Origin of the sequence: Streptomyces sp. NPDC021019 (assembly GCF_044333295.1) — a bacterium.
In the GTDB taxonomy this organism is placed as follows: domain Bacteria; phylum Actinomycetota; class Actinomycetes; order Streptomycetales; family Streptomycetaceae; genus Streptomyces.
The window spans coordinates 44,467-56,107 of sequence record NZ_JBIRQR010000006.1 but is presented as its reverse complement, the minus strand read 5'-3'; the positions used below and the strand labels follow the sequence as shown (position 1 = coordinate 56,107).

Annotated in this window: 9 protein-coding genes; 1 reads left to right on the top strand and 8 read right to left on the bottom strand. The window is 72.5% G+C overall.

The genetic code is table 11. The annotated features are described in order from the left end of the window. Positions 1–72: 72 nt before the first annotated feature. The 8 genes from ACH4RG_RS27440 to ACH4RG_RS27405 form a co-directional block, all read right to left on the bottom strand. A complete protein-coding gene (locus ACH4RG_RS27440) occupies positions 73–1,302 on the bottom strand; it encodes an acetyl-CoA carboxylase biotin carboxylase subunit family protein (protein ID WP_397931094.1) in 1,230 nt (409 codons plus the stop codon). After that, entirely contained in the window at positions 1,295–1,996 is a 702-nt protein-coding gene (locus tag ACH4RG_RS27435; protein ID WP_397931097.1) for a PIG-L deacetylase family protein, read from the bottom strand. Before ACH4RG_RS27435 ends, ACH4RG_RS27440 begins: the two co-directional genes overlap by 8 nt. Beyond that, positions 1,993–4,017: an NAD-dependent epimerase/dehydratase family protein gene (locus ACH4RG_RS27430; RefSeq protein WP_397922409.1), complete on the bottom strand. Its 2,025-nt coding sequence runs from the start codon at positions 4,015–4,017 to the stop codon at positions 1,993–1,995. Before ACH4RG_RS27430 ends, ACH4RG_RS27435 begins: the two co-directional genes overlap by 4 nt. A gap of 67 nt (positions 4,018–4,084) precedes the next feature. Then, positions 4,085–4,831 (bottom strand): hypothetical protein, encoded by a 747-nt coding sequence (locus tag ACH4RG_RS27425; RefSeq protein WP_398540405.1) that lies wholly within the window; start codon positions 4,829–4,831, stop codon positions 4,085–4,087. An 8-nt stretch (positions 4,832–4,839) separates the two neighbouring features. Then, on the bottom strand, positions 4,840–5,874 hold the full coding sequence (vioC, locus tag ACH4RG_RS27420) for an arginine beta-hydroxylase, Fe(II)/alpha-ketoglutarate-dependent (RefSeq protein WP_397922413.1): 1,035 nt from the start codon (positions 5,872–5,874) through the stop codon (positions 4,840–4,842). A gap of 242 nt (positions 5,875–6,116) precedes the next feature. Continuing rightward, positions 6,117–7,934, bottom strand: a complete 1,818-nt coding sequence (locus ACH4RG_RS27415) for an amino acid adenylation domain-containing protein (RefSeq protein ID WP_397929356.1) — start codon at positions 7,932–7,934, stop codon at positions 6,117–6,119. Next, the gene (vioD, locus tag ACH4RG_RS27410) at positions 7,931–9,100 is read right to left on the bottom strand and encodes a capreomycidine synthase (protein WP_397929353.1); all 1,170 of its coding nucleotides are present in this window, start codon (positions 9,098–9,100) and stop codon (positions 7,931–7,933) included. Before vioD ends, ACH4RG_RS27415 begins: the two co-directional genes overlap by 4 nt. Before the next feature lie 20 nt (positions 9,101–9,120). Then, positions 9,121–10,512: a KamA family radical SAM protein gene (locus tag ACH4RG_RS27405; RefSeq protein ID WP_397922419.1), complete on the bottom strand. Its 1,392-nt coding sequence runs from the start codon at positions 10,510–10,512 to the stop codon at positions 9,121–9,123. Between the two features lie 547 nt (positions 10,513–11,059). Between ACH4RG_RS27405 and ACH4RG_RS27400 the strand changes: the two genes are divergently transcribed. Continuing rightward, positions 11,060–11,578: an XRE family transcriptional regulator gene (locus ACH4RG_RS27400; protein ID WP_397929350.1), complete on the top strand. Its 519-nt coding sequence runs from the start codon at positions 11,060–11,062 to the stop codon at positions 11,576–11,578. Positions 11,579–11,641: the final 63 nt, after the last annotated feature.

Genomic DNA, 11,641 nt, shown 5'->3' with positions numbered 1-11,641 from the left:
CGTTCTTCCTTGTCGTCGTGGTGAGAAGGGCTCCGCCCCCGGGCGCGCCCGGGGGCGGAGCCCCGGCGGCGGTCATCCGGCCGCGTCTTTGAACCGCAGCGGCAGCGCGCGCAGGGCTCGTGCCGCGACGGCCTCGGCCGTGGCCACGTCGTCGGCGTGGGCGATCACGCCGGCCAGGGGGCCCGCCCCGCCCCGGTAGGGCGGTACGACCGTGCCTGGGGCCAGCTCCATGCCCCAGAACACGTCGTGCACCCCCACTCGGCGGGTCACGTTCCTGGGGTCGCCCACCCACTCGACGACCCCGCCGTCGGCGGGCTGGAACCGTTGGACGACCGCCCGGTCCCGCGTCGGCTCCAGCTCGGCCAGGTCCAGCGGGCGGCCGAGCGCCAGGCGCACCACGTTGGGCAGAGGGTCCACTCCGGTCGCCAGCCGCATCACCTCGGTGGCGATCCGGGCACCGGTGATCCGGCAGGTGATCTCCAGGAGCACCACCCGCCCGTCGTGGGTGCGCAGGATGTCGGTGTTGATCACCGCCGGGTCCAGCCGCAGGGCCCGCGCCCCGCGCTGGACCGTCTCGCTGACCTCGTCGATCTGCTCGGCGGTGAGCCGGCTGGGCAGCGTGTCACCGCCCTCGAAGAAGTACGGGGCGAACTCCTCCTTGCGCCCGTACTCCCGGTCGGCGAAGCCGAACCGGTGCAGCGTGCCGTCGACCATGAAACCCGCCAAGGTGTGCTCCGTGCCGCGCAGGAACTCCTCCACGACGATCCGGCCGCCGCCGGCCCGGAGCGCCTCCGCGGCCCGGGAGGGTACCTCCTCGGGCGACTCCACTTTCATCACGCCCAGCGAACCGGTTTGGTCGGAGGGCTTGAGCACGACCGGCAGCCCGATCCCCGCGGCAGCCCGTACCGTCTCCTCCACGCTTGCGGCCGTCGCGAAGCGGGGCAGGTCCAGCCCCGCCCGGCGCAGGATCTCCAGCCTCCGGTCCTTGAGCGTGCAGTTCAGCGCGGTCTCCAGCGGCAGCCCCGGGCAGCCGAACCGGTGCGCCACCGCGCTGATCACCGGAGGGTTGTCGGCGCCCAGCGAGAAGACCCCGTCCAGCCGGTCGATCCCGGCCGCCGAGAGCGCCGCGAGCACGGCCGCGGTGTCGTAGGGGTCGCAGAGCACCAGGGTGTCCGCGGCCTCCAGGGCCCGGTCGCTGGGGGTGTCGGTGGCCACCACCAACTCCATTTTCGGAGAGCTGAGTTCGGTGAGCGACCGGCCCATCCCCGAGCCGAGCCCGCATACCAGGATCCGGTCAGTCACGGCCCCCTCCGGGGGCGAGGGACGCCGGGGCGCCCAGGCTCAGTACCTGGAAGACCTCCGCGTGGCCGGAGCCCGAGGCCAGCGCGCCGCGGTAGCGGGCCAGCCCTCGGATCCCTTCGTCCCAGGCGGCATGGCGCAACTGCGAGACGTACGCCCGCATCGCTTCGACCTTGGTCTCGATCTGGTTGTCGATGTCCTCGGCGTACTGGAACCGGGACATCGGCGCCCACACCTCGTAACCGAGGACCAGCCAGGGCGCGGGCATCGGCTCCCCGCCCGTCTCGTGGAAGAAATCCGACCCTGCCATCCACACCGCCTCGGTGGCCAGTTGGTGCACCATCCGGTGCTCCACGTCGTCGTCGTTGTCGTGCGGCAGGTAGATCACCTGCGGTCGGACCTCGCGCAGTACCCGGACCAGCTCCAGATGGACCCGGCGGGAGAGCGCGAAATCCCGGGACGGCTCGTCGAGACGGATGCAGCGATGTACGCCCATGGCCTTCGCGGCGGCCGCCGTCTCGGCTGCGAACTCCGCGTCGCCGACCCCGTCGTCCAGGGCGCTGCGCTCGCGCCCGATGACCACGACCACCGTCACCCGGGCGCCGTTCTGTACGTGTTTGGCGATGGAGCCGCCGCACCCGATGACGTCGTCGTCGGGGTGCGGGGCCACCACCAGCACGTCACGGACGCCGGTCATGCGCCCGCCTCCGAGATCTCCCCGGCCCACGCAGCCCACCGGCCGGTCGCCGCGACACCTTCCGCGAACGAGGTGCGGGCCCGGAAGCCGAGCAGCCGGTGGGCCTTGTCGTAACGGGCCCGGGCCTGGGAGCGGTACAGCTCCAGCTCCCAGTCCGGAACCGGTTCGCCGGCACCGTCGGCCGCCTTCGCCGCCGGGCCGCGCAGGGCGCGGACAGCGTCGAAGAAGGTGCCCCAGCGCAGCTCTTCGTCGTGGCCGACGAGGAAGCGTTCACCGGCCGCGGCGTGGGCATCGACGGCCAGCAGCACCGCGTCCACGAGGTCGTCGACGTGCACGGCGTTGCACAAGCCACCGCCGTCGCCGGACGGGAGCGCCGCGAAGTCACTGTCGGGCCGCCGCAGTTGGGTGAAGGTCCACTGCCCGCCCCAGGGGCCGTAGACCACGCCCGGTTGGAGCACGACGGTCTCCAGGTCCGGTCCATGGGCGTCCAGCACCAGCTGCTCGGCGGCGAGTTTCTGCTGCTCGTACTCACGGTCGGCGGGGTCGGCCGGGCGGGCCGGGGACTCCTCCGTCAGGTCGCCGGAGACGGCGGGGTCGTACACGTCGATCGTGCTGAGGTGCACCACCCGGCGGACCCCCGCAGCGCGTGCCGCGGCCAGGACGCGGGCGGTGCCGTCGACCGATGCCGCCCAGCGCTCGGCCTCACCGCCGGAGCTGCCGAAGGCGGCGTGCACGACGGTGTCGCACCCTTCGAAGGCGGCCCGCAGCGCGGCGGCGTCCATCAGGTCGGCCCGCCGGAAGTCGAGCTGCTCCTGCGGCAGCACCGACAGCCGCGCGACTCGTCCGAAGCCGCGCACGACCGGCCGGACCTTCGCCTGGCTGTCCAGGATCAGCCGCTCGACCAGTCGGCCCCCGATGAAGCCGCCTGCGCCGGTCACCGCGACCGTATTGCCGTCGAGAAGGGGCCCGTCCCCGGTGCCGTGGGTGGTCCAGGGCTGCGGCGTCCGCTCGCGCGCGGGACCCTCGTAGCACTCCTGGATCAGCTCCACGACCCGGACTCCGTCCTCGGCGCCGGAGTGCACGGTGGCCGAACCACGCGCGGCGGCGGCGAAGTTGGCGAGCTGCTCGGTGAAGAGCGCCTCCCACTCGCCTTGCGCGGGGGCGACTGCCTCGACGTCGCCCCGGTGCAGCTCCTCACCGCCCGCCGTGGTCAGCAGGCACTCCCCGGCGGGGAAATCGGTGCCGATGGTGACGGTGGCGCGGGTGCCCGTGACGGTGCAGGTGATGCCGAGATCACGCAGACGGCTGAAGTCGCAGTGCACGTCGACCGCGCCGAAACGCAGGTGGACGCGGGAGTCCGTCTCGACCCCGCCCAGCGCGTTGTCCTGGTGGCGGACGACCTCCACGCGGGGGCCGAGCCACCACAGCAGGGTGTCGAAGACGTGTGAACCGGTGTCGGTGAGCACACCGCCGCCGGCGAGCCGCCGGTCGAACATCGACCAGGAGACCGGCTCCCAGGCGTACGGGTGGCCCTCGGACCAGTCCACGCGCACGACCTCGCCGAGGTCGCCCGCGTCGATGAGGCGCTTGACCCAGGCGTAGGCCGGGAACAGGCGGCGCGGGTGAGCCATCGCGAGGACCGGCGACCCAGGTTCCGCGGCGTGGGCGGCCAGCCGCCGCGCGTCCTCGACCGAGGTGGTCATCGGCTTCTCCAACAGGACGTGCTTTCCCGCGTCGAGCAGACCCTCCACGGTCCGGGCGTGGTGGGTGTGCGGAACGACGACCACAGCGGCGTCGAAGGCGTCGGCTGCCTCGGACGGGTCGGTGGCGATCACCACGTCGTCGGCGTCGGCGCCGCCCAGCTCGCGGTAGAGGGCGAGAGCGGCGCGGGCCTGCCCGGGGTCGCGGTCGACGAGCGCGGTGAGCCGCACTTCTCCCTTCAGCGAGGGGAGCGCGGGGATGTGGCAGCCGCGGGCAGCGGCGCCGCAGCCGACGATGGCGAGGCGTACGGGGGTGGTCACGGTGTCTCCAGGGTGTCGGGGTGCGGTGGTGATGGCGGTGGTGTTGCGGGGCAGGGCGAGGGGGCGGTCAAGGCCTCGGGGCGGGCGTGTGGTGGACCCAGACGTTCGGCTCGGTGTACGTCCCGTGGCGGTCCTCGCCGACCCGCAGCGGCACCAGCCCGCCGGGCAGCGGGTGGTCACCCGGCCCCGGGAGCGGGTGGCCCAGCTCCGCCTCCCACCGCTCGACAGGCTGACGGATCACCAAAGACGCCTCAGCAATAGCGAGTTGGCGGGCACCGAGCTCAAGATGCGTACGCAGCCAGGGGTCGAAGCAGCGGCCGTCCGGACCGCTCCAGGCGGCGTACGTCTCGATCGGGATCAGCGGGTAGCGCGGCTTGCGAGTGGGTCGGACCGGAATGATGACGCCGCGCGGACCGTCCTCGGCGGCCCGTTGGCGGGCCTCGGTGAGCAGCCGTTCGGCGTGCCCGGCCGCCCGGTGCGCGGGTTCGACCGAGACCGAGAGCATGCACAGCGCCTCGGGGCGCGCAGGCGGGCCGTGGTCGACGGCCTCCACCAGCACCTCGTCGCTGCCCGAGGGCAGCGACGAGGTGGTGCCGTCCCACCGGACCGGCAGCCCGTTGGCCGCGGCCACCAGCCGCCCGTCCCCGTCCACCAGACAGAGCTGGTGGGCCGGGTAGCGGTCGTACATCCCGTGCCAGCGCCAGTTGCCGGGAGACTCCCAGCTCATGAACGCGGGCATGTTGGCGCCGATGAGGGCGTCCAGTTGCGGCAACAGCCACGGGTCCCGTGCGAGGTCGGTGAGGGCCGGGTTCATCGGGGCGCTCAGCCGAGCAGCCGGGTCTCGGTCGTGGCCCGCATCTCGCGGGAGCGCCGCAGATCGGCGGTGACGCACACCCGCTTGAGCCAGCGGTCGGTGCCGTCGTAGCGCGCCCGGAACGGCAGCCTCCCGTGTACGGCACGGTGGTTGTCGATGAAGAGCACGTCACCCTCGTCCGCGACCACCTCCCGCATTCCGGCGTCGACCACCTTGAACAGAGCGTCGTAGGCGCGCCGGGCGTCGGTGTCGTCCTCGGGGACGGAGGTGAAGTACGGGTCGAGCCGCATGTACGGGTCGAGGCGTGAGCCGTAGAGCAGGGGAACGAGGGGCCGCTCGTCGATCATCCGCTGGATGGTGGCGAACCGGGCAGCCTCCTCGTCGCTGGTGATCGTGTTGTTCTTCGGCAGGTGGGACTCGTCCGGGGCGATGTGGAACCGCGGCTCGAAGAGGATGCCGATGTCATCGGCCGAGAGCGAGGAGAGGTTCAGCTCGCCGATGGTGGTGGGGACGCTGTCGGGGTTGCGCAGCGCCCCGAGGATCAGATAGTCGCTGCGGTACGGATGAAAGGCGTCCTCGGTGTGCCAGGTGAGCAACTCCGCGCTGCCCATGCCGAGCTGGTCGTTCTCGTGCTGGCGGATCGGGAAGATGTCGTGGACGAGGTGGCCGTTCTGCTGGGTGGCCCAGCCGAACGGCTCTCCGAGCAGGGCGCCGTAGAGCATGAGCAGCAGCTCCTCGGGGAACTCCGGCCCCGGCCGGCCGCGGCCGCGCCAGTGCTCGGGCGTCGGACCGATGCGGTCCTGGTCGAAGACGTGCCCGCGAATCACCGCGTGGCCGCGGCGGTCGCTCAGCTTGAACTCGCGCAGGAAGCGCTGCGTGCCCGGCGGCAGCGAAGCGGCCAACCGCGGCAGGTCCCGCAGCAGCACGGGATCGTCGAAGGACGGGTAGGCGGAGGCCAGTTGGATAGTGGTCTCCGCGGTCGCGGCGGCCTCATCCGGCGTCAGGATGTAGCCGGGTGTGGACGGGTCGGTGAGGTTCGACATGCCAACTCTCGCTGAGTGGTCGGGAAGGGGTGCTGCCCACAGATGGCTGGAGCCGGGCCGTGGGCCCTCGGGGTGGTGCGTGGCGGTGCCGGCGCGGTGCGGGCCGGATCCGGGGCTGCGGGCGGAGCCGCTCCCCTACGGGTTTTCGGGCCTCCGGGGCGCAACCAGGCTGCTGTGGCTGTTCGGATGCGGACCTGAAGCGTGCCGCTTCTTCGTGGCCGGGTGGCCGGGTGGCCGGGTGGTCAGGTGCGGGCGGCCTCCCGCTCGTCGAGCGCCGCCGCCGTCAGCCGGGGCGTCGGACACGCGAACAGCGTGCTCGCCCGCAGCCCCGCCGCCGCCGGGAAGGAGTCCCGCAGCCGGGCGAGCAGCCGCATGGCCAGCAGGGACTGCCCGCCGTGGGCGAAGAAGTCGTCGTCGGGGCCGAGCCCGGGCGCCCCGAGGACGTCACGGAAGGCGGTCAGGACAGTGGCCAGGGGTTCATCCCGCGGCACGGGCGTGGCCTCGGTGGGGTGATAAGGCCCCGCCGGGGTCGTGCGGTCCGCGTCTGCCGCCCAGGCGGCGAGCAGCTTCTTGTCGATCTTGCCGTGCGGGTTCTTCGGTAGGACGGCCACCCGGTAGTGCACCCGGGGCACGGCCCACTCCGGCAGCGCCCGCGCCAACGGGCGGATCATCGAGTCCCGTTCGGACGTGGCCGGGCGGGCCGCCGCTCCGGGGGGCGGGGCGCGGTGCGGGTCGGCCGGGACGGTGAACGCCCACAGCACGGTTCCGGTCCCCGGGTCGGGGAAGACCACGGCCTGGTCCACCTCCGGGTTCTCGCACAGGGCGCGCTCCACCTGGGCCGGCTCCAGCCGGTGGCCCCGGAGCTTCACCTGGTCGTCGACCCGCCCGAGGAACACCACGTGGCCGTCGGCGTCGATCCGCCCCAGGTCGCCCGTGACGTACACCCGCGCGCCGGGAGCGTGTCCCGAAGGATCGGGGACGAACCGCCGGGCGGTGGCGGCCTCGTCGCCGAGGAAGCCTCGGGCCAGCAGCGGTCCGCCGATGTGGATCTCGCCCATCTCGCCGTCCGGTACCGGTCGCCCGTCTTTCCGGATGCTGATCTCCACGTCCCGCAGCGGAGTGCCGAGCGGGACCTCCTCGGCCCCCTCGGGGAGGAGCCCGGTGTAGAAGGCCGAGCTGACGGTGCACTCGGTGAGCCCGTAGACATGGGCCAGCGAGGCCGGCTGACGGGCCTGCCACTCACGGTAGGGAGCCGGGTCCATCCGCTCGCCGCCGACCACCACCGTGCGCAGCTCCGGCGGGGTTGTCAGGCCAGCGGTGGTCAGCCACCGCGCGTACTCCAGCCAGTACTGCGTGGACAGCTCCACCACGGTGGTCCGGGTCCGGGCCACCGTGGTGTGCAGCTCCTCCGCGTCCAGCGCCCGGGTGTCGGACCGGCACACCACCGCGGCGCCTACGGCGAGGGCGGGGAAGACCTCCTCGATGACGACGTCGAAGCCGAGCGAAGCCACCTGGAGCCAGCGGTCCCCAGATGTCAGCTCCAGCCGTTCGGCGACCCCGGCCGCGAACCGGCCGAGCGCGTCGCGCTCCACGACCGTGCCCTTGGGCTCCCCGGTGGAGCCGGAGGTGAACAGGACGTAGGCCGGGTCGTCGGGCCGGTGCCGTACCGGAGGACGTGCGGCGCTCAGGCCGACGGGTACGTATGCCCCGTCCGGGGCGTGCCGGCCGTCGCCCAACCACACGGTCGCATCGGTGCGCCGCACGAGCGCGGCGCGCGCGACGGCGGGCAGCCGGTCGTCCAGGACGGTGAACCCGGCCCCCGCCTTGAGCGCGGCGACCATGCCCAGGACCGTACGGGCCGGGTCGGGGAAGGCGAGGCCCACCAGCCGGCCGGGGCCCGCGCCCTGTCCGGCCAGGGAGTCGGCCCAGGCATCGGTCAGCCGGTCCGCCGCCTCGTACGTCCACACCCGGCGGGGGGTCACCAGGGCGGGGGCCTCGGGGTGCGCGCCGACGGAACGGTCCCACAGGCCGATCACGTCGGGTGCGGTCGCGGCGGTCACCGGGCGGCCCCGGTGGTGGCGTGCTCGTGCAGGAAGGCCGAGAGGCCCGCGAGTCCGGCGCGGAAGCTCTCCTCGGGGCCGCCGAAGCCGAGCCGGGCGCCGTGGGGCGCGCCGAAGGCCGTGCCCGGCACGAGCAGCGTGCGGTGCCGGGCGAGCAGCTCCAGGCAGAAACGTTCCACCGCTTCCGGCGGAGCGTCCGCGTCCGCCAGCTCTCGGAAGACGGGCAGTGCGCACACCCCGCCCTCCGGCGGGGCCCAGTGCACCAGATCGGCATGGGCGGCCGCCCAGTCGTTCAGCCGGGCGAGGTTGCGCCGGGCCTCGGCCGCCCGTGCGCCGATCAGCCTGTCCGCGTGGCGCATGGCCCGCTCGGCGATCAGCTCCACCAGTGGAGAGAGGAAGAGCGTGGTCCGGTCGCGCAGCGGGAAGGACGCCCGGATCAGCTCCGGCGGCGCCACCGCCCAGCCCACCCGGAGCCCGGGCAGGCCGAAGGTCTTGGAGAACGTGCCGTACGAGACGGTGTTCCCGCCCGCCCCGCCCGGGGTCGGCAGGGGCTCCCAGCGGTGGGTGATCTCGGCGGTCGCCGCGTCCCACACCAGGGTGGCGCCGGCCGCCTCGACGTGCTCGGTCAGCTTCTCGAGGCCCTGGGGCGAGAGGGTCGCCCCGGAAGGGTTGTGCGGGAAGTTGACGATCACCGCCCGGGTCCCCGGCGTGACCAGCTGCTCCAGCGCGCCGGGGTCGATCTCGCCCTCGCGCACGGCGGAGGCCGGGAGCTCGGCGATCTCGCACCCCGCGGCCCGGGGGTAATGGGCGAGCGAGTGGTAGACGCCCTCCTGCACGACCACCCGGTCGCCGGGGCGCAGCAGGGCGTGCAGGGTGAGCGCGATGGCCTCGCTGGAACCGTGGGTGACCAGTACCCGGTCGGCGTCGCCTGCCGAGTATCGGTCCGCGATCGCCTGCCGGACGCCCGCCCCGCCCTGCGAGACGCTGTCGTCCATCACGATCGCGTCCAGGTCCTCGGCCCGGATGCCACACAGTTCGCGTATCTCGGCGAAGGAGTACGGATGGACACCGCTGGAACTGATGTCGTGGATGTCGGGGGCCAGATGGCGGCGGTACCACTCCTCCAGCACCGGAGGATCCTCGTGCCGCGGACGCAGACTGCTCATGGCTGTTGCACCTGTCCCTTCTATCCCTGACGGGAGTCCCGCCACCACCGCTGACCGGAGAGCGGGAGCGTGTCGATGGGGTCGTAGTAGTGGTAGGAGCCAGTGCGGGCCTCGGGATCCGCCGCCTCCAGCGGGGTGAGGTAGCTCTTGCTCCAGTGCGAGACGCCGAACTCCCGGTCGTAGGAGTCGGTCTGGTGCACCCAGCGCTTCCCGGCCATCGGCACGTCGCACACGATGCGGGGAGTGGCGAACCCGGGGAGGTAGCCCATGATCTGATGCTGGATCAACTGCGCCCGGTGCAACGGAACCCGCCAATGCTCGGCGTTCGGGATCATGTCGCACATGTAGAAGTAGTACGGCGTGATGCCGGCGTGGTCGGCGAGCGCGAAGCACAGGTCGAGCAGCTCGTGCGCGCTGTCGTTGACGCCGCGCATCAGCACGCCCTGGTTCCGTACGTCGTGCAGCCCCGCGTCGAGCAGCGCCCAGGCCGCGTCCGCCACCGAGGGCGTCACCTGCTGGGCCGCGTTGGCGTGGGTGTGCAGCGCGATGCGGGCCCCGCGGGCCCTGGCCTTTGCCGCGACCCGCGCGACGCCCTCCAGGATCGGGCCGGAGCGCCAGTGCTGGGGCAGCCCGATCAGGCCCTTGCTGGCCAGCCGGACGTCCCGGATCGAGTCGATGTCCAGGAGCTGGTCGAGGAAGCGCTCCAGCCGGGGCCAAGGCATGTTCGCCAGGTCGCCGCCGGAGACCACCACGTCCCGGATGCCGGGGGAGGATCGCAGGTGAGTGAGGATGAGATCGGCCCGGTCGGCCGGTTTGAGCGTGAGCTTCGTCTTGGTGACCTGGGGCGTGGAGTTGCCCACCAGGTCCATGCGCGTGCAGTGCCCGCAGTACTGGGGGCACGTCGACAGCAGCTCGGCGAGCACCTTCGTGGGATAGCGGTGCGTCAGCCCCTCCACCACCCACATGTCCTGCTCGTGCAGTGAGTCCCGGTCGGCCATCGGGTGCGAGGGCCACTCGGGGTGTCGGTCGGAGAGGACCGGCAGCATGTAGCGCCGCACCGGGTCGTCGTAGAACGCCTTGGTCATCTCACCCGGGCGGGCGCCTGCCGACTCCGGGGCCATGGTGTTGATCATCTGGGGCGGGAGCAGAACCGACATGGTGGCGCGCTCCTGCCGGTCGCGCTCCAGGTCTTCGTAGAAGCCCTCGTCCAGCAGCGTGCCCATGACGGCGTGCAGCCCTTTGACGCCCTTCACGCAGTGCGCGCGCTGCCACTGCGGGTCCGCCCACTCGGCCTCGGTGACCTCGCGCCACCCCGGGAAGCGTTGCCAGTCCGGCTCCACGAGCGGACGGCTCCGGTACTCGTAGGCGCCTTCTACTGCCGCGGTCTCCGTCTGGCTGCGTGCCGTGTCCACCAACCCGCCACCCGTTCTCATCGGTTTCGGCCGTGTCGCCTGTCGCCTGTCGCCACTGATCCTGCCGAGGTCCGAGGTTGTACACGAGGGAAGATTGCCGGGGGTTGTTGTACGGGGCTCCTGACGCAAGAGACTCATACAACTCCGCCCGGACGGGCAGGAAGCGGAAGGCGGCGTGCCGTCGGCGAAAGCGCCGTGCCGGTGTGCCGAAATCGGGACGATCACCTTCCGAAGTGGCTGGAACCGACAGACGATCGCTTGACGGTGTGTCAGTGGCATGTACCAATGCTCCAGAGACCAAGCGCGGAGGGTTCCTGCCGGCCCGGCAGGGACCCTCCGCCCGGCCGCACGACCAGCCGTACAACCGCCGACCACGGTTGCGCGGTTCGGCGACGTACGTGCGCCTCGTTCGGGACACCATCCATGAGCAGGGGGATATATGGCCAGGCCAGAGCGGTTATTGGATCCCACGGCCGGACCGCTGGAGGCATTCGCACATGACCTGCGCGGGCTGCGCCGAAAGGCCGGGAGCCCTTCCTATCGCGCCATGGCGAATAGCGCCCACTACTCGGTGGCGACGCTCGCGGAAGCGGCCCGGGGACTGCAGAAACCTTCGTTGAAGGTGACCCTCGCCTATGTGGCCGCGTGCGGAGGCGACGTACCGGCGTGGGTGCGCCGCTGGCACGATGTCAGCGAGGAACTGGAAGCCGGACAGTCCGAAGCCCGACGTAAAGCGGAGCCTGTGGCCAGGGAGCCCACGCGCCCCGGCCGGCCCGCCGTCGCCGCGTACAGCCCGGAGCGGTACGGCATCGAGCGCGTAGCGCGCCAGAAGACCGGTCCGGCCGCCTCGCGTGCCTCGCACGCCGCCTCACGTGCTGCGGGGCGTGGCGAAGACGCGCTGACCGGCGACGAGCGCGACGAGCTGCGCCGCCTGCGCGACGAGGTCGCGGAGCTGCGGCGGGCCAACGAGGTACTCAAGGCGGCCTCCGCGATCTTCGCGGCGGATCTCCGTACTACGGCACAGGTCGTGTACAACCCGGCGGGCCGTCAGGATCAGTCGGCGTGACCGGCACGCCGCGCGCCATTCGGGCCCGGGGCACAGCCGGACGATCCCGACCGACCTTTGGGG